This is a genomic window from Carboxydothermus islandicus (assembly GCF_001950325.1).
Classification (GTDB): Bacteria; Bacillota; Z-2901; order Carboxydothermales; family Carboxydothermaceae; genus Carboxydothermus; species Carboxydothermus islandicus.
This window is the reverse complement of sequence record NZ_BDJL01000017.1, coordinates 6711-26304: the sequence shown is the minus strand read 5'-3', so window position 1 is coordinate 26304 and position 19594 is coordinate 6711. Positions and strand designations below refer to the sequence as shown.

Below are 19594 nucleotides of genomic sequence, written 5' to 3'. Positions count from 1 at the left end.
TATTCCACCCACCGTTTAATTTAACTCAGATCCTTTAATATTCAAAACCCTGTCCAAAGGAAAATTATAGCGCAGCAAAAGTTCTTTCCCGCTTTTCAGTTCGCCCACCGTTTGGGGGTAGTGAGCATCACTGTTAACCATCAGCTTTGCTCCCGTTTTTAAAGCTGCCAGAACTATCTCATCCTTGGGATAGTTATGTCCGGTATTTATTTCTAACGCTACCCCGTACTTTGCACAGGTCCGCGCCAGCTCCTCTATATTTACGGGAAGCCTGAGGTTGGGGTGACTTATTGCTAAGGGTCGGTATTTCTCTATTGATCGAATTAGTGCCCGGGTATTTACCCGGATAAGATACTTCTTTATTCCGGAAAAAAACCGTCCAAACAGGTTAGGAAGGACAAACAAAAAGCCATCTTTTAAGGTCCTGGGTAAAATATAGGGGTGAAGACCAATAATTAAAAAGTCAAGGGCGGAAACAATTTCCCTGCTAATATCAATATCCCCCTCTAAAGAAATAACATTTGCTTCCGCCCCCACCAGTATTTTAATATCGGAAAATTCTTTTTCGAGATTCCGTGCTTCTTCTTTGATGGTTAAATAGACCTTTTCCTGCCGCACCCCGGTGCCAATATTCGCCGGACCGTGGTCGGCAACCCCGTAAAAAAGTAAGCCTTTCTTTAAAGCTGCCTCGACATTTTCTCGTAAACTTCCCCGGCCATCGCTATAACGGGTATGGGTATGAAAATCACCGGAAAACATTTGACCCCATCCTTTAAGAAAATCGCTCCAAAGCTAAGGCTATCGCTCCCATGACTCCGGTTTTACTTCCTAAAACGGCTTTTTTTACCGTTAAATCTTTATAGGGCTGGGGTAATGCCTTCTCTGCCAGTTCTTCTCGAATTAACTCTAAAAAGGGTTCGCCAATATTTATAACCCCGCCTCCTAAAACAATCAGAGAAGGATTTAAGAGGTTCACTACATTGGCCAGGCCAATCCCCAGATAAAAAGCCGCTTCGTTTAATATTCCTTTTGCTTCCGGATCACCCGCTAAAAACGCTTCCCCCACCGTTTTAGCGTTGATAGCCTCAATATTCCCCTGAGCCAATTTTAAAATTTCCTGGCCAAAACCCTCGGCCACCAATTGCCGTGCCCTTTCTCCTATTGCCGTACCCGAGGCCATTACTTCCAGACAGCCCCGTCGGCCACAATTGCACCGGGGGCCACCCGGTTCCACAATGGTATGGCCTAACTCGCCGGCACTGCCGGAGCTTCCCCGATAGAGCTGTCCATCTATTATTATACCCGCACCAATCCCGGTACTTACGGTAACATAAACCAGGTCTCTGTGGCCCCGGCCGGCACCGTACCTGTACTCACCCAAAGCTGCTAAATTGGCATCGTTATCAACTTCCACCGGTAAACGGAGCAACGCTTGCAAATTTATTTTCAGCGGGTAATTTTGCCAGGGAAGATTGGGAGCGGTAATAAGTGTTCCGGTACGGTAGTCCACCGTTCCCGGCGCCCCAATCCCGATTCCCAGCACTTTTTCCTTCGGTACTGCGCTTTTGGCAATAACCCCTTTAACCATCCTCCCAAGCTGGTGTAAAAGTTTTGTTTCGTCTTTGGTAGTCGGTTCAATTTCTTCCGCCACTATTTCCCCACTTAAGTTAGCCAAGGCAGTATAAATTTTCGTACCTCCCAGGTCTATCCCCACTACATAATTTCCCATCTTACTGCTCCTTCCGGATAACTGTTCCCGGGACTTCGTTCACCCGCGCAACTCCCGTTAAAAGCATCGCTTCCCTTAGTTCCTTTTTAATTTTCTCAAGGTAAATTTTAACCCCTTCGGCACCACCGCCAAAAGCTGCCACGATTACCGGCCGGCCTATTAATACTCCATCCGCTCCCAGCGCCAAAAGTTTTAAAACATCGACACCGGATCTTACTCCTCCATCGGCCAGGATGGTGATTTTCCCTTTTACTCTGGCAGCAATTTCCGGCAGGACATCGGCGGCCCCGGGAGTTTCATCCAGCACCCTTCCTCCGTGGTTGGAAACCACAATGGCTTTCGCCCCGGCTCTAACCGCTAATTCGGCCTCATCCGGGGTCATGATACCCTTTAAAATAAACGGCAGCCTGGTGGAATTAACAATTTCCATTACTTCTTCCAGGGTTTTCGGACTGACCGGCTGTCCCTTTAAAGCCATCGTTAGCAATCCGGCTCCATCAATATCCACCCCTACAGCAATAGCTCCCGCTTCTTCCGCTTCTCTAATCCTTTTAATTATCTCCTCTTGCGCTCTTGGTTTAATAATGGGAATACCTTTACCTTCCACTTTTTTAATCGCTTTCAACCCCGAACCGTACATGGTGGGATCGGCTCCATCTCCGGTAAAAGCTAAGGTCCCCGCTAAAAGGCTACCTTCGGTCACCGCTAAAGTATACTCTTCTTCGGTTAACGCTCCGCCCATGTTGTAAGTGGTTCCGGTAATCGGAGCAGCAAAAACCGGCATGCTTACCTTAACCCCAAAAAGTTCAAAGCTTAAATCCGGTTCTTTTACCCCGTGAATCGTTCTTAAATTTAACTTATACCGGGAAAGAGCCCGTAAATTTTCCTGAAAAGCTTTTCCGGTACCTACTCCTCCCATTCCCGGTACTTCTCCGGCACACGCCCGACCGTCACACACCGGGCAAACCCGGCAAAATCCTTTGAGCTTTTCTCTGGCGGTTGCCCTGATTTCTTTTAAGTCCATAAAAACCTCTCCCTTCTTTTAATTTTTTAAAATAATTTCATTTATTAAATAAGCAATTCCATCCTCATCATTAGCCGGTACCACCAAGTCAGCCCGGCGTTTTACCTCCGGCAGAGCATTGCCGACAGCAACTCCCAAACCGGCCGTCTCTAACATTTCCAGGTCGTTATAACTATCTCCAACCGCTACCGTTTCCTTTAATGAGACCCCTAAATGTTGAGCTAAGATTTTTAGAGCCTCTCCTTTATTAACGCCGGCAGCTAAAAACTCTAAATAATGGGGTTTCGATTTGGTAATATGAAGAACTCCCCGAAACTCACCGTTAGTTTCTTCCCAGAGCTGGTCTAAGGCACTGGGGTCGCCAATAGCTAAAAGTTTAGTAGGAGCTTTTTTATTTAAAAGTTCTTCTATATTGTTTACTACCCGAAAAGGAACGCCCGCAATCCTGCTGTAATCTCTGATATATTGATTGTCTTCCTCGACCAAAAGTTCATCGTCCTGGTAAACATTAAGGTGAAAATGTCCTTTTACCCTGCGGTAAATAGTAAGGGCCAGCTCCCCGGGCACCGGCTGGTGGTATACTTCCCGTTCCGACCGGGAATATTTAATCAATGCCCCGTTATAGGTGATCAGAGGAATGTCTCCTAAAAAAGAAAAAGCGTATTTCTTGGCCGAACGGTACATTCGGCCGGAAGCAAAAGTCACGATAATCCCTTTCTTCAAAGCCTCTATCACCGCTTGTTGTACCCGGGGCGAAACCTGCAATTCCTTGTTTAAAAAAGTATCATCCAGGTCCACAGCCAATAATCGGTACCGCAAAAAATCACTCCATTTCCAAAAGCTCTTTTAATCTTTCCGCTATTTCCCGGGTAATTCCGGGAACTGCTATAATCTCTTCAACCGTTGCTTCTCTAAGGTTTTTAATGCTGCCAAATTTATTAAGAAGTTGTTTTCGCCTTTTGGGACCAATTCCTTCTACCTGCTCTAAAAGAGAAGCAAGGGTTTTAACCCGCTTTTTTTCCTGGTAACCTTTGGCAAAACGGTGGGCTTCATCTCTTACCCTTTGTAACAATTTTAAACCTTCCCGGTCCTGTGTCAATAAAAGAGAGTCCTTTTTCCCGGGAAGAAAAATTTCCTCCTGCTCCTTGGCAAGAGCAATTACCGTAAACTTTCCCAAAAGATTGGTTTCTTTTAAAGCATCCATAGCCGCGTTCAACTGTCCTTTTCCTCCATCGATCAACACTAAATCCGGCAGCTCTTCAAAAGAGCCATCGGCTCCTCCCTCTACCTGTAAAGCAAGGTACTTTTTAAAGCGCCGCAAAACCGCTTCAAACATCGCAGTATAGTCATCATTGGCCGCTCTGCGGATGGCAAAACGCCGGTATTTCCCTTTCACCGGCTCACCGTCAATAAATACCACCATTGATGCTACCGTTCCTGTTCCAGCCAGGTGGGAGATGTCGTACCCTTCTATTCTTCTTGGAACCGCCGGAAGGTTTAAGGCTTCTTTTAAGTCCATTAAAACCTTTTGGTTTAACAATTGTTTCTTTTCCTTTAATTTAATTTTTTCATCCAGGGTAAAGTTTACATTTTCTAAAGCCATTTTTAAAAGTTCAAATTTTTCTCCCCGCTTCGGGACGGTAAATCTGGGCTTTTTCCCAAATTTAAGTTCAAACCAGGAATTGAGAAATTCCTCATCTAAATTTTCCCTGGTTGTCAGGATAATTTCAACAGGAACTTCTTTGGCTTCTCCATAGTGGGTTACTAAAACTTGATTTAAAAGCTCCCCGGTTTCCATCTCGCCGGTAAAGGTATACACCTTCTGCCCTAATAAATTCCCCTGGCGAATAACAAAAATCAATCCTACCCCCAGATCTCCCCCGGTAGCAACAGCCACTACATCGGCATTTCTCTCGCCCCGGGAAATCTTTTGTTTGGCCAAAATTTTTTCCAAAGCTAAGATCTGGTCCCTTAATTTTGCCGCTCGTTCAAATTCGAGATTATCAGAAGCTATGGCCATTTCTTTTTTTAATTTTTTAATTAAATTTTCGCCCCTGCCTTCCAAAAAATCTCTTACCATTTCGATTTCTTTAAAATATTCCTCCCGGCTAATTTCCCCGGCACAGGGGGCGGAACACTTTTTTATATGAAAGTTTAAGCAGGGACGCTTCTTCTGGGCAAAAATCGCCGGCGTACAGGTGCGAAATTTAAATATTGACCGCAAAAGCCTGTACGTTTCGTTTAACGCTCCCGCATCGGGGTACGGCCCAAAGTAGCTTCCCCCATCATTAATTACCTTGCGGGTAATTAAAAGCCGGGGAAATTCTTCACCGGTAATCTTCAGGTAAGGATAAGACTTATCATCTTTCAGCAAAATATTATACCGGGGCCGGTATCTTTTTATGAGGTTTTGTTCTAAAATTAAAGCTTCTACTTCCGAAGAAGTAATAATCACTTCGATGTCCCTTGCTTTTTCCATCATTACCCGGGTTTTAGGCAAAAGTTTTTCCCGAGGTTGAAAGTACGAACGCACCCGATTTTTTAAATTTTTTGCCTTGCCAACGTAAATAACCTCACCAGTTTCGTCTTTATAAAGATAAACTCCGGGACTTTCGGGTAAATTCTTGACTTTTTCCCATAACGCCAACTTTAATCCCTCACTTGCTCCATCCGCTTTAAAAACCAGCCTTTCACATCAACAGAACTTCTGAATCCTGCCGAAAAATTCTTTAAAAATTGCCTGACCTCATCGTCCGAAGCTTTAAGCCGCCAGCCGTTTTTATGGATAAACAGGACCGTTAAGATAAAAGCAAAAGCGAGATTGCCCACGGGAAAAGGCTTAAGTCTGATAATTGCCTCAAAAAGAGCAGCAGCTTTATCGGTCATTTCCGGAAAAATTTCCCTTTCTCCAATAAAGGTTTTGGCGTAAGGCTCGACTAAAGCTTTATCTAAAGCATCAACATTTACCGCCATCAGTTTTTCTTCCCCGTAATAGCGGTAATAAGCATTCAAACATTCTTTTAAATTCATCATGAGGAAAACTCCTCCACCACAAACCCGTATTTTTCCAGTAAACTATCTACCGGACTTTTTCCGGAAGGTAGCTTGCTTTCCTTTCCAACAGCCCCAAAGGTTTTAACGATAAAACCATGTTCCCAGGGTTCAATAATCAGCGGATCTCCTTCTTTAATCCCCAGGCTTTTAACGTACTCCTGGGGAATGGAAACTACCAAACTGTTGCCCACCTTAAAGGTTTTGCGCACGTTCACCCCTAAAACCCCCTGTGTATATACTGTATATATTATAGCACAAAAAAAATAGGCTTTGGCGAACAATCACCAAAACCTACTGTAAATACCCCTAAAAATTATGCCCTGCAAGTACTACCTTGGCATCGATGATTAATGCACCTTTTTCGTAGACAAATACCGGATTAAAATCAATCTCTTTAATTTCCGGAATTTCCTCCAAGAGAAGCGAAAGCCTTCCCAAAATTTCCTGAATAATATTAAGATCATAAGCTTTTTGCCCGCGATAGCCTTTTATAATTTCGTATACCTTTGTCTCTTTGAGCATCTCTAAAGCTTCTTCCCTGGTAAATTTATAATTTAATCTTAATGCTATATCGTTTAAAAGATTTACGTATATTCCTCCCAGTCCAAAGGCTAAGATGGGACCAAAAACCGGGTCCCGATTTGCTCCGATGAATATTTCTAACCCCGGGGCTATTTGCTTTTGTACCTCAACCCCAAGAATTTTCGCCTCCGGCACTTTTTTGGGAACTTCCAGGAGCATTTTTTGATAAGCCCTGATTGCCTCCTGTTCGTTTTTAATGTTTAAGGCAACGCCCCCCACATCAGACTTGTGCAAAATATCAGGAGAAACAATTTTCAAGGCTAACGGAAAACTTATTTCTTCAATTGCTTTGCGCAGTTCCTGAACACTTCGGACAAGTTTGACCGGTAAAACCGGAAATCTAAAAGCTTTTAACATTTCCGCCGTCTCGTAACCTGCAAGGCTTTTGCGTTTTTCTGCCAGGGCTTTTTTGATAATTTCCCGGGCTAATTTCAGGTCTATATCATTATAACTAAACTTTGTTTTTTCTTCCTTTTGCTTCTCCCGCCAGCTACAATAACGATAAAGTGCTGCCAGAGCATCTGCCGCTGCTTCAGGAAAAGGATAAAAAGGAATCTTACTTTTATTTAAAAGCTCTTTTGCACTTCTGCTATCAACCCCGCCTAAAAAACAAGCAACCACCGGTTTATCCGGATTTTTTCTTCGACCATTAATTACCGCCTGCACCATTTTTTCCATATCTATAACTGCCGTCTTACCATAAACCGCTACCACGCCATCCACTTTCTCATCGTCCAGTACTGTCTTAAGCGTCATCGCATACTTCTCCTCATTGGCATCTCCCAGGATATCAACGGGATTGCCAAAGCTCGCCGCCCGGGGTAAAAAGGTCTTTAGTTCATTAACGGTTTTGGCCGTTAGCCTGGCAATATTTAAACCATTTAATTCCAGTCGGTCAGCAGTAATAACTCCCGGACCTCCTGAATTGGTAACAATCCCGATGTTTTTACCGGCAACTTTCTGTCCGGAAGCAAAAACCCTGGCATAAATAAACATTTCTTCTAAAGTTTTAGCCCGGATTAAACCGGTTTTGGCAAAAGCAAGTTTATAGCCTTCTATGCTTCCCGCCAAAGCTCCGGTATGTGAACTGGCAGCTTTAGCACCGGCTGTGCTAATTCCCGCTTTAAATACCACCACCGGTTTTAATAAACTCGCTTCATAAGCTTTTTTTAAAAAACTACTACCATCCACCACATCCTCAATGTAAAGCAAAATAACGGCGGTACCGGGATCATTGGCAATTGCCGGAAGAAAATCCGCTTCATTTAAGACCGCTTTGTTTCCCATACTAATCATGTAGGAAAAGCCCAAATCCTCTTTTAAGCTCCATTCCAAAACGGTAGCCAGTATGGCTCCCGATTGCGAAACAAAGGCAATTTCCCCCTTAAGGGGAGCTGTACGTAAAAAAGTAGCGTTTAATTGCAAATTATTATTCACAATCCCCACACAGTTCGGACCTAAAACCGGCATCTCAAAGTCAAGGGCTATTTTTTTTATCTCTTCTTCCAGTAAAGCCCCTTCTTTACCGGTTTCTTTAAATCCTCCTGAAATCACCACCGCCGATTTAACTCCCGCTTCCGCCGCCTCTTTTAAAGCAACTACAGCTTTTTCCGCCGGCAAAACTATAACCGCTAAATCTACCGGATACGGTAAGGAAAAAACATCCGGGTAAACTTCAATATCTTGAATCTTCTGTACCTTAGGATTAACTCCAAAAACTTCTCCTTTATACCCGGCAACAATATTTCTTAAAATAGCGTTTCCAAGCTTCTCCGGTTTTTCTGAAGCGCCAATTACAGCAATGCTCCGGGGATTTAAAAGCCTGGCAATTTTTTCGTTAAATTTTTCTGTCCTCACTATTTTTAACGCTTCCATTGTTGCTCCCTCCTGGTCTATGGCCTTAACTAATTACTTTTAGCAATAATCATTCCACAGTATATTAAACCAGAAGGAAGCAAAAACAGAAAATTTTTTCATACCTTTTTGAAATATTTTTCCGGAAATATTTTTCAAATTTTCACAACCTGCTTTCCGGGAATAACTGCCACCTTATCGTAATTTTTTTTCGCCCGGGCTTCAAGAGCCACCGCCTCTGCCTCTTCCCGGCACTCTTTACAGCTTCCCGGCATAATGATTGTGGCAAAGCCGGAAACCACCCGGTTCCCAACGTAAGCATAACTGCTCAACCCAACGTAGCCCGGGCACCGGTCGCAGAGCTTTACGGTAGTCACCCGGTGTTCGTGAAAACCCTCGGTATCGTAAAATATTGACCTGTTATAAGTGTAGTAACCGTTATGTTTCCTTTTTTCTTCTTCCGCCAATTCTTCCCGCATCCGCCAGCGCTCCAGCGTGACAGCAGCAAGCTTCCTCGCATAATCTTTGTGCCTTGCCCGGTATTCTAAAGGTAGCCCCTTTGGTTCTACAACCTTTTCGTAACTTTCCCCGTAAAGGGCAAGCAAAATAGCTAAATTTACATACGGTAAGGCCCCTTCAATGGAATACCCGCCCTCCAATACCGCCAGGTCCGGCTTGATTAGCTCGGTAATCCGCCCGTAACCCCTGGCGGTAACCGCCATCCGGGCTAAAGGATCGGAGTAATGATTATCCTGCCCTGCAGAGTTAATAATGAACTCCGGCTGAAACTCTTCCAAAATCGGTAAAACCGCTTCTTCCAAAAGGTACAATATTTCCTCGTCACCGCTACCCGGTGGAAGGGGTAAATTGATGGTAGTGCCGTAAGCATTGGGAGTTCCGGCCTCATCTATAAAGCCCGTTCCAGGATACAGGGTTCGCCCATCCTGATGCAAAGAAATAAACAAGACATCGGGGTCGTGGTAAAAAATATCTTGAGTCCCATCGCCGTGGTGAACATCGGTATCGATGATGGCAATCTTCCTAACCCCTTTCACCCAGCGCAGATAATCCACTGTAATAGCGACATTGTTTATATTACAAAAGCCCCGGTTGCCGTATACCGTTCGGGTAGCATGGTGTCCCGGCGGTCGCACCAGGGCAAAGCCGTTTTTTACCTCCCCGGCTAAAATTCGGTCCGCCAGGTCAATACAGCTTCCCGCCGCAATTAAATGGGCATCGGTAATAACCGCACCGGTATCAGGCAAGGTAAGGTGAACCCTCTCCACATCTTCTACTTTCCCCGGCCGGGCACTGTATTCCACAAAACCCGGGAGTTCTAAAATACCTTCCTCCATTATCTGGTCCCGTGTATACAACAGCCGTTCTTCCCTTTCCGGATGGGTAGGGGATATAGCCCAATCAAAAGCGGGAAAAAACACCAGCCCGGTTTTACTCATACAAAATCCTCCCCTCTACCGGCCGTAAAATCCCCGCCGGCACCGCAATTTCCATAATAAATATTTTGTTTTCCGTCACCATATCCCGCACCACATTAAACTGCTCAAAGTAAATCAGTTCTTCACTTCCAGGAGGATAACGGAGATTCATTTGCTTGGCTCCAATTCTAAAAACCAGCAAGGCAAATTCTTTTGCCTCGTCCTCGGTATAACTTTTTAGTCTGGGGATGGCCTCTTTGTAACCCCATTCGGGAATGGCCACATACTTTTGCTCGGTATCAATATAAACGGTAATAGAAAGATTATCCCGGGCCAGAGCTGCTCCTAAGGCATTGGCCACTTCGTAATTTTCATAAATTACCCCTTTTATTCCAAGTTTTTTAGCTATCAGCAAGGCAAGCGGGTAAGCTCCTCCCCCTACTCCACTTAGCAACTCGGGTTCAAATTTCTTTCCCGTCATAATTTCATAAATCCGGTAGCGAGGTTCGCTTTCCCAGCGCTTAAAAGTATTTTTTACTTCATTGGCCACGGTATCGGTAAAAATATCAACAATTTTTTGGGCCACAGCAAAGGAAGTTAACCCGGTTTCCTGGGCAAGCTTGTGGATTCCCCGCTTGGCCCGCTGGAAATCCCCGTAATCTATTAAATTTAAAAACCTTAAAGCGTCGGTAACGGTAACAGCCGGACCGCCCAGACAGTAAGCCGGGCCCTGGCGCTGTCCGGTAAAGGTGATTTCTCCGTCAAAAACGGTAACCGCCGTATCACCACCCAAAGGAACTGATGTAACTGCTAAACTCGGTACCGAAGTTAAAAATTCCCCGATATCCGCCCCTTTATGGGAAAGAAGCGGACGCTGGTTTAAAACTAAAGCAATATCGGTGGTGGTACCTCCAATATCCAAAACAACTATGTTTTGGCAGTTGCAGAGGGCATAAGCCCCGAGAGTGCTGGCCGCCGGCCCGGAATAAAGGGTAGCCAGCGGGTAACGCTCAACTTCAAGAAGTGGTACAATCCCCCCATCTCCTTTCATGATAAAAACCACGTTTAAAGGAATTTTTAAAGCATAAAAGATTACCTTTAATTCCTCGACAAAGCGGGTAAACTCGTCTTTTATCATCAGGTATAAAACCGAAGTATAAATCCGCCTTAAATAATTTAAACGCCCACCGGTCTTATGTCCAAGGGCGGTTTTTACTTGCGGGTTAATTTTTTTTACAATCTGGTATAGCTTTCGTTCAAGTTCAGGGTTTCTAACAGAAAATTTCCCCACAAGCGCTACTTTCCTAAACCCCTGAGCAAAAAATTCCTTTAAAGCTTGTTCCACTTCCTTTTCGTTAATTTCTTCTAAAACCCGCCCGCGAAAATCAACCATACCGGATAATACCTTAACCGGAAAAGGAAAGCTTAATTTTTCATAATTCATACCGGCTCCAGGTACCAGCAAAGCTGCTGCTCGATCATACTTTCGCTCCGCCACCAAATTGGTAATTAAAGTAGTGCTCAAAACTACCCTTTTAATGGGCTGATTGTACTGGGCTATAAGCTTTGCTAATACCTCCGCAAAGGTTTCCGGCAGGTTTTTTTTCGTTAACACTTTAGCTTTGGCCACTACCCTGCCGTGGTCTAAAGCCACTCCGTCGGTATACGTCCCCCCTACATCAATGCCTACTATCATTCTCTTCTCCCCCGTAAAAAAACTTTTTCCTTTATTTTATCACTGAAATTTTTTTGTTTTAAGAAAATTTTGGATGAATGTTTTTAATTTTTTATTTGAATTTCGAAAATATTTTTTTACTTTTTGTAGTATTTCTATTATTGGATAAATTTATCAATTTTTGCGGTTTTAAGAAGGAATTTGCTTGTGAATGTCGTATTTATAGCTATAGATGGATTTTATATCCAAAAAAATTAAAAGGAGGGGTTTTATGCGTAAAGGTTTACTGGCACTGGTAACTGCGGTCTTTCTCCTTTTAGTAGCCACACCGGTACTGGCTACTGAGCAGTACGCCAAAGATACTGGAAAGAACTGCAGTTACTGCCACCAAGTACCGGCAAGCCATAAGAGTCAGCCTGGCCAGCAGGGCAGGGACCAGATGGATTGCGTGGCCTGCCACAAAGCGTTTATGCCGCTAACCAGCACTGCCCAAATTCCCTTGACCGAGCGGGGCGTCCTGTTCATGCAAAACGGCAAGAAATTAGCCGTAGACTTAAATTATGACCCGCTCACCGAAGCCAACGTGGTCAAGGAATTTGCCAGGGTTTCCGGACTTTCCGAGTCAGCCTTTGGCAAGGTTTCCGGAAACATCACCAAGCAAAAACTTGCTTACTTCTTGATGGTAGCTTTAAAAGCTCAAGGTGAGGTAGCCAAAGTTACCGCCAACGACCTTAAAAAATATGCCGATTACACCAAAGCAGCATCTGCCAACCAGAAAGCTTTAGTCTGGGCCGTAAAGAAAGGCTATTTAAGCGCCCGGAAAGCTGGAAGCAAGCTTTACCTTGATCCAACAGCTGCTGCAAGCCGGTCTGAAGTCTTAAAAGCTTTCAACGTTATTCGGGCTAAGTATCCTGTAGTTTTACCCGCCGAAACTGCTTATGCCGGCTCAAAAACTTGCCAGAGCTGCCATGGTTTCTCCAGCTTCTCTTCCAGCTGGCACACTAACATGGTTAAAAAACCAGCAGATTTTGGTAATATGATTCCCTGGGACTCCAACTCCAAATTTAAAGCTTCCGATGTAAAATATATCCTTAACGCTCCAGGAGAACTTCGTTTTGTTGGTAAAGATTATATGTTCCTACCGCTTAACTTTAACAAAGAACTCAATTACTGGACTGATAACGCCACCGGTCCTACTACTAACTGGCTAACCCGTTGTGCAAAGTGCCATACTACCGGCTACCCCGGTAAAGTTGGCGTTGAAGGCAAGCCTTATACTGTAGTAGGCAACACCTATAAAGAATTATTTACCGAACTCGGTATTGGCTGCGAAGACTGCCACGGTCCTGGTGCTCGCCATGCTGCTACCGGTAATCCTGACTATATTAAAGGTATTAACGATGGTCTTCTTGATCCAGAAGTTTGCGAAAAGTGCCATGAAGGTAACAAACACTATGGCGGGGAATTTAACGATGAATTAATTATCAACTCAGCTTCTTCCTCGGTTTATGCAGCTCATGGTAAATCTTTAAATACTATTAAAAATTATCCTTACGGTAAAGTTGAATGCTTAGAATGTCACTCGGAAGATTACCGAATAGCATTAGAAGAGTTCTTAGCTGCTAATCCAGGAAAAACTAAGGCAGATTTTGATGCAACCGTAAAACTTTCGGATTTTAAATATAGTATTACCTGTGTCACCTGCCATAGCCCACACAGCAATAGAAAAGGTTATCCATATCAATTAAAGAACGAACCCAATGAATTATGCATGGAGTGCCATACCGGCGAAGGCTTTACCGCTACTACTGGTAGCAAGGGTATTCACCACCCACAAAAAGAAGTTTATTCAGGCGTTTTAGGCAGCAGCTTTGAAGCTTTAGGCATTCCTGCAAAAGTCTATAACCCAATGGGTGCAGCCGAATGTGCTACCTGCCATATGCCGGGCGGCAAACACTTCTTTATCCCAGGAACACCTGAAGTAAAAATCTTAGACCTTACTTTAAACAATCCAGCTTTAGGAAATTACAGTACAACAAAGCCGTTTACGATTAACAGTTGCAATACCTGCCATGATACCTTTGGTTTTACCGCTGACACCGTTAAAGCTTATATGGATTCGGTAGACAATCGGGTGAAAAACATTCAAAATCAACTTAAAACCACCTATGCCGCAGCTTACACCGATACAAACTACAAATATGCCGATACTTTAGCAGGCATTGTAGCCGCAGATGCCTCTCACGGTATCCACAACATCGCTTTAACTAAACTTCTCTTAGACAAAGCAGAATACTATCTCACTAAAATTCCCAAACAATAGCACTAAAAAGCCCCTGGTAAAAACCAGGGGCTTTACTCTAATTTCCAACCTCCAATTTCTAATCTCTAATCTCCAATCAACCTCCAACTTCCAATCTCAATTTTCAACCTCCAGATTAAGGTACGGTCGTAAAAACTTCCCGGTATACGATGCTGGATTCCGGGCCACTTCCTCAGGAGTTCCTTTGGCAATCACCTGTCCGCCTTTATCGCCACCTTCCGGCCCTAAATCGATAATCCAGTCGGCAGTCTTAATTACATCTAAGTTATGCTCTATTACCACCACCGTATTACCTGCCTCCACCAGACGATTTAAAACATCAAGAAGCCTATGGACATCGGCAATGTGCAGGCCCGTAGTGGGCTCATCTAAAATGTATAAAGTTTTCCCGGTGGAACGCCGGGAAAGTTCGGTGGCCAGCTTTACCCTCTGAGCTTCGCCCCCGGATAGAGTAGTGGCCGGCTGCCCCAGGCGGATATAACCAAGACCCACATCATATAAGGTTTGCAGTTTGCGCTGGATTCTGGGTATTGCGGCGAAAAACTCCAGAGCCTCCTCTACCGTCATATCCAAAACTTCGGCAATATTTTTTCCTTTATACCGCACCTCCAACGTTTCCCGGTTATACCGGGCCCCTTTACACACTTCGCAGGGGACGTAAACATCGGGGAGAAAATGCATTTCAATCTTGATAATTCCGTCCCCTTCACATGCTTCACACCGGCCGCCCTTCACGTTAAAAGAAAACCGTCCCGGTTTATAACCCCGCATCCGGGCCTCGGGAGTTGCCGCAAAAAGCTCGCGGATATCGTTAAACACTCCGGTATAGGTTGCCGGATTTGAGCGCGGTGTTCGGCCGATGGGCGACTGGTCGATATTGATTATCTTATCAATGTAAGTAAGACCTAAAATCTCATCATGTTCGCCGGGCTTTTCTTTTAGCTTATAAAACTTCCCGGCCACAGCCTTATACAAAACTTCATTAATTAACGTACTTTTACCGGAACCGGACACCCCGGTTACCGCCACCAATTTTCCCAGGGGAATTTCGACGGTAATATTTTTTAAATTGTTTTCCCGGGCCCCCACAATGGTAATAGTTTTACCATTACCGCTCCGGCGAAAAATTGGCACGGGGATTTTTTCTTCCCCCCTGAGATATTTTGCAGTAATTGAATCGGGATGCTTTAGCACTTCTTCCAGGGTACCTGCAGCTACTACCTGCCCTCCTTTTTCGCCAGCTCCCGGTCCCATGTCCACAATAAAATCCGCTTCCCTAATGGTCTCTTCATCGTGTTCCACCACGATTAAAGTATTGCCCAGATCCCGCAGTCGCTTTAGGGTATCCAAAAGCCGCCTGGTATCCCGGGGATGCAAGCCTATTGATGGTTCATCCAAAACATATAGAACCCCGGTAAGGCCGGAGCCGATTTGCGTAGCAAGGCGGATACGCTGGGCTTCCCCGCCGGACAAGGTAGTAGCGGAGCGGTTTAACGTCAGGTAATCCAAACCAACGTTGTTTAAAAACCCCAGGCGTTCCTTAATTTCCTTCAAAACCTGGCGGGCAATTAAAAACTCCCTATCCGTTAACTCAATGTTTTCCAGAAAAGCCAGAAGCTTTTCCACGGTCATTTCCCCAAGTTCATGGATGTTTTTTCCGCCCACCGTTACTGCCAGGGCTTCTTTTTTCAGCCGGGCTCCCTGGCAGGTGGGACATTTTCTCTGGGTCATAAATTTTTCAATTTCTTCCCGCACCGCCTCCGACTGGGTCTCCCGGTACCTTCGTTCTAAATTGGGGATAACCCCCTCCCAGTTGGCATCAAAGGTGTAAGAATTGCCGTTGGTATAGTTGTAATACCTGACCCGCACTTTCTCCCCTGGAAGGCCGTAGAGGATTATTCTTAAAACTTCCGGCTCAAGCTCTTTTACCGGCACGTCCAAACTAAACCGGTATTTTTTCGCCAAAGCCTCTAACACCTGAAAGTAATACCCCTGCATATTACCCGCATTCCAGGCGGCTATTGCCCCCTGCCGTAACGTCAAATCTTTATCGGGTATTACCAGATCCGGATCCACTTCCAATTTGTAACCAAGACCGGTACATTCGGGACAAGCACCAAAAGGATTATTAAAGGAAAAAAGGCGGGGACTTATCTCCGGAAGGCTTATTTCACAGTGGGGACAGGCAAAGTTTTCGGAAAAAGTAATCTCCTCCCCGTCCACCACTTCCACCACTGCCAAACCCTCGGCCAGCTTTAGCGCTGTTTCCAAGGAATCGTAAAGCCTGGTTTTTATTCCGTCTTTTACTACCAGCCGGTCTACCACCACATCTATATTGTGTTTTTTATTTTTTTCTAACTTAATTTCTTCAGATAGATCATAAAGAATACCATCCACCCGCACCCGGGCAAAGCCCTGACGCCGGATGTCTTCCAAAGTTTTGACAAACTCGCCCTTCCTTCCCCGTACAATAGGCGCCATAATTACCAATTTGGTTCGTTCGGATAAAGCCAATAGTCGGTCTACCATCTGGTCAATGGTTTGTTTTTCTACCACCCGCCCGCAAATCGGGCAATGGGGTATCCCAATGCGAGCATATAAAAGCCTTAAGTAATCGTGAATCTCCGTAACCGTCCCCACCGTAGACCGGGGGTTTTTGGAGGTGGTCTTCTGGTCAATGGAAATTGCCGGTGACAACCCTTCGATAAAATCCACATCGGGCTTATCCATTTGCCCCAAAAACTGGCGGGCATAAGCCGATAAACTTTCCACATACCGCCGCTGTCCTTCGGCATAAATGGTGTCAAAGGCCAACGACGATTTGCCGGAACCGGAAAGCCCGGTAATCACGATAAATTTATTGCGCGGCAGGGTTAAATCAATATTTTTTAGATTATGGACCCTGGCCCCTTTAATGACAATCTTATCCATTAGTGCGTAAAACCTCCATTATTACTTTTTGGCCGCCTTTTGCGCCCGAAGCTCAATTATTAAGTCGCGCAGCATCGCCGCTTTTTCAAACTCCAAAGCTTTAGCCGCTTCTCTCATTTCCCGGGTAAGTTTTTCCACATACTGCTTAAACTCTTTTGCGCTCATTTTCTGGATGAAATCCCGCTTTACTTCCGGTAGTTCTGCAGTCACCGCTCTGGTCGCCTCAATAACATCCCTTACCGCCTTTTGCACCGTTTGCGGCGTTATTCCGTGCTGCCGGTTGTATTCCATCTGCAGTTTCCGTCGCCGGTTGGTTTCATCAATGGCTTTTTGCATGGAAGCAGTAACGGTATCGGCATACATGATTACTTTACCGTTTACGTTCCGCGCCGCCCGTCCTATGGTTTGGATTAAGGAGCGTTCCGAACGTAAATACCCTTCCTTATCGGCATCCAAAATGGCCACCAGGCTAACTTCGGGTAAATCCAGACCTTCCCGGAGGAGGTTTATTCCCACCAGAACATCAAAGACCCCCAGCCGCAGGTCCCTTAAAATTTCAACCCGTTCCAGGGTATCGATATCCGAATGAAGGTACCGGACCTTCACCCCCATCTCCCGGAAATACTCGGTCAGGTCCTCGGCCATCTTCTTGGTGAGGGTGGTTACCAGCACCCGCTCGTTGCGAGCTACCCGTTCCTTAATTTCTCCGTACAGGTCATCCACCTGCCCCAGGGTAGGCCGCACTTCCACCTCGGGGTCAACCAGCCCCGTCGGCCGGATAATCTGCTCGACAATTTTCTGGGAATGTTCCAACTCATAGGGTCCGGGAGTAGCCGAAACAAATACTACCTGGTTAATTCTTGCTTCAAACTCGTGAAATTTTAGCGGCCGGTTGTCAAAGGCTGAAGGCAGGCGAAAACCGTACTCCACCAGCGCCTCCTTCCGGGAGCGGTCCCCTTCATACATCCCCCGAATCTGGGGAATCGTTATATGGCTTTCATCAATAATCATAAGAAAATCTCTGGGAAAATAATCGATTAACGTATAGGGAGGCTCGCCGGGTTTTCTGCCGGTTAAATGCCGGGAATAGTTTTCAATCCCTTTAGTATAGCCCACTTCCCGCAGCATTTCAATATCGTACAGGGTCCGCTGCCTTAAACGCTGGGCTTCCAAAAGCTTGCCCCGCTCTTCAAAATAGCGAAGCCGTTCTTCCAGTTCTTCTTCGATGCTTTTTATCGCCCGCTCTAACTTTTCCCGGGAAGTAGCAAAGTGGCTTGCAGGAAAAATGGCCACGTGTTTTAACTCCCCGATAATCTCTCCCGTTAAAGTATCAAATTCTAAAATCCTTTCAACCTCATCACCGAAAAGCTCGATGCGCACCGCCCGGTCGGTATACGATGCCGGGTAAACTTCAATTACATCCCCTTTTACCCGAAATTTCCCCCGGGTTAAGTCGTACTCGTTCCGCTCATACTGAATATCTACAAGCTTTCTTAAAATCGCTTCCCGGTCGTAAATCTGCCCGGCTCGAAGGGAAAGCAGAAGTTCCTGATATTCCTGGGGATCCCCTAAACCGTAAATACACGACACGGACGCTACAATAATCACATCCCGCCGTTCCAAAAGAGCTGCTGTTGCCGAATGGCGGAGTTTATCGATTTCATCGTTTATAGCCGAATCTTTTTCAATATACGTATCGGTGGCCGGTAAGTAAGCTTCCGGTTGATAGTAATCGTAATAGCTTACAAAATACTCCACCGCATTTTCGGGAAAAAACTCCCTGAACTCCGCACAAAGCTGGGCTGCCAGCGTTTTATTGGGTGCAATAACTAAAGTGGGCTTATTGACGTTGGCAATCACATTGGCCATGGTAAAAGTTTTTCCGGAACCGGTTACCCCTAAAAGGGTCTGCATTTTTAGCCCCTTCTCAATCCCTTCGGTAAGTTCCTTTATCGCTTTGGGTTGATCTCCCTTGGGCGTATAATTTGCTTTTAACAGAAAACGTTCCATACAAAACACCCCAAACTATATTATAAAACCCGAAGGGTTCCTTCGGGCCTGCTTAAACACCTAACATCTCCGCCAGTTTTGACAGGATTTCCCCGGCATATCCTCTAAGCACCAGCGCCTGGTCATCCAGGGGCGTCGGGTCTTTATTGACAATTATCGCCTTTCCCCCTTCTAAGAGAACCAGCCCGGGAATTTGATTGGCCGGCGTAACTACCAGAGACGACCCCACCACCAGGACAAGATCCGAACACTCCGCCAGTTCCAGGGCCATTTGCCACTCCCGCCGGGGTAAAGCTTCCCCAAATAAAACTACATCGGGACGGATAACACCGCCGCAATTACACCGGGGTACTTCTTCTTCGTCTAACTTCTCCGGCAAGTAATATTTCCCGCACCGGTCGCACCGTACCCGTTTTAAGGTGCCATGGATTTCTATAACGTTTTTACTGCCTGCTTTCTGGTGCAACCCATCAATGTTCTGGGTCACAATGCCTTTTATTATTCCCGCTTTTTCCATCCGCGCCAATGCCTCATGGGCCCGATTGGGTTTAACATTGGCATAGCTTTTAAACCGTTCCCGGTAAAAATTAAGAAAAAACGCCGGATTTTCCATAAGTGCTCTTCTTGAAGCCACTTTCTCCACCGGATACCGTTCCCATAAGCCCGAACTTCCACGAAAATCCGGTATACCGCTTTCGGTGCTGACTCCCGCTCCGGTAAAGGCCATAGCGTGGCGGGCCTTAAGTAGCATCTTAACCGCTTCTTCCACAAAATCCCCTCCGCAAATATTTTCATATGATAAATTAGGACCAATATTGGAGGTGAAATTTATGACGGACCGGGAAATTGTTTTTCGACTTTTACGCTACGAACAAGCTAACCTTAGAAATTACCAAAGTTATTTAGCTTATACCAAGAATAAAGACTTATCGGCATATATAGCAAGTACCATCCCGCAAATAGAAAGTAATATTAA

14 protein-coding genes are annotated in these 19594 nt (G+C 45.2%); 1 reads left to right on the top strand and 13 read right to left on the bottom strand.

The annotated features are described in order from the left end of the window. Positions 1-15: 15 nt before the first annotated feature. The 10 genes from ciss_RS03520 to ciss_RS03475 all read right to left on the bottom strand — a co-directional run bounded on the left by ciss_RS03520 (position 16) and on the right by ciss_RS03475 (position 11375). Positions 16-759: a PHP domain-containing protein gene (locus ciss_RS03520; protein ID WP_075864924.1), complete on the bottom strand. Its 744-nt coding sequence runs from the start codon at positions 757-759 to the stop codon at positions 16-18. 13 nt (positions 760-772) lie between these two features. Continuing rightward, complete coding sequence (locus tag ciss_RS03515; protein WP_075864923.1) at positions 773-1729, bottom strand: ROK family protein; 957 nt, start codon at positions 1727-1729, stop codon at positions 773-775. Position 1730: 1 nt separating this feature from the next. Beyond that, positions 1731-2753, bottom strand: a complete 1023-nt coding sequence (locus ciss_RS03510; protein WP_075864922.1) for an alpha-hydroxy-acid oxidizing protein — start codon at positions 2751-2753, stop codon at positions 1731-1733. An 18-nt stretch (positions 2754-2771) separates the two neighbouring features. After that, positions 2772-3572: a Cof-type HAD-IIB family hydrolase gene (locus ciss_RS03505; protein WP_075864921.1), complete on the bottom strand. Its 801-nt coding sequence runs from the start codon at positions 3570-3572 to the stop codon at positions 2772-2774. Between the two features lie 4 nt (positions 3573-3576). Beyond that, the gene (gene uvrC / locus ciss_RS03500; RefSeq protein ID WP_075864920.1) at positions 3577-5400 is read right to left on the bottom strand and encodes an excinuclease ABC subunit UvrC; all 1824 of its coding nucleotides are present in this window, start codon (positions 5398-5400) and stop codon (positions 3577-3579) included. A 2-nt stretch (positions 5401-5402) separates the two neighbouring features. Continuing rightward, complete coding sequence (locus tag ciss_RS03495) at positions 5403-5786, bottom strand: hypothetical protein (protein ID WP_075864919.1); 384 nt, start codon at positions 5784-5786, stop codon at positions 5403-5405. Continuing rightward, complete coding sequence (locus ciss_RS03490) at positions 5783-6022, bottom strand: AbrB/MazE/SpoVT family DNA-binding domain-containing protein (protein ID WP_075864918.1); 240 nt, start codon at positions 6020-6022, stop codon at positions 5783-5785. The genes ciss_RS03495 and ciss_RS03490 overlap by 4 nt, the downstream gene beginning before the upstream one ends. A gap of 91 nt (positions 6023-6113) precedes the next feature. Next, entirely contained in the window at positions 6114-8264 is a 2151-nt protein-coding gene (gene acs, locus ciss_RS03485) for an acetate--CoA ligase alpha subunit (RefSeq protein WP_077177417.1), read from the bottom strand. A gap of 134 nt (positions 8265-8398) precedes the next feature. Next, complete coding sequence (locus ciss_RS03480; RefSeq protein ID WP_075864917.1) at positions 8399-9700, bottom strand: histone deacetylase family protein; 1302 nt, start codon at positions 9698-9700, stop codon at positions 8399-8401. Continuing rightward, positions 9693-11375 carry a hydantoinase/oxoprolinase family protein gene (locus tag ciss_RS03475; RefSeq protein ID WP_075864916.1) on the bottom strand — a complete coding sequence of 561 codons (1683 nt, stop codon included), beginning with the start codon at positions 11373-11375 and terminating at the stop codon, positions 9693-9695. The genes ciss_RS03480 and ciss_RS03475 overlap by 8 nt, the downstream gene beginning before the upstream one ends. A 250-nt stretch (positions 11376-11625) precedes the next feature. Here ciss_RS03475 and ciss_RS03465 point away from each other — a divergent pair, with 250 nt between their 5' ends. Then, positions 11626-13677, top strand: coding sequence for a cytochrome c3 family protein (locus tag ciss_RS03465; protein ID WP_075864914.1), 2052 nt, complete (start codon positions 11626-11628; stop codon positions 13675-13677). A gap of 96 nt (positions 13678-13773) precedes the next feature. Here ciss_RS03465 and uvrA read toward each other — a convergent pair whose 3' ends face one another. The 3 genes from uvrA to ciss_RS03450 are packed head-to-tail and all read right to left on the bottom strand — an operon-like array spanning position 13774 to position 19387. After that, entirely contained in the window at positions 13774-16608 is a 2835-nt protein-coding gene (uvrA, locus tag ciss_RS03460; protein WP_075864913.1) for an excinuclease ABC subunit UvrA, read from the bottom strand. A gap of 21 nt (positions 16609-16629) precedes the next feature. After that, the gene (gene uvrB, locus ciss_RS03455; protein WP_075864912.1) at positions 16630-18618 is read right to left on the bottom strand and encodes an excinuclease ABC subunit UvrB; all 1989 of its coding nucleotides are present in this window, start codon (positions 18616-18618) and stop codon (positions 16630-16632) included. Positions 18619-18670: 52 nt separating this feature from the next. Then, a complete protein-coding gene (locus ciss_RS03450) occupies positions 18671-19387 on the bottom strand; it encodes an NAD-dependent deacylase (RefSeq protein ID WP_075864911.1) in 717 nt (238 codons plus the stop codon). Between the last annotated feature and the right edge of the window lie 207 nt (positions 19388-19594).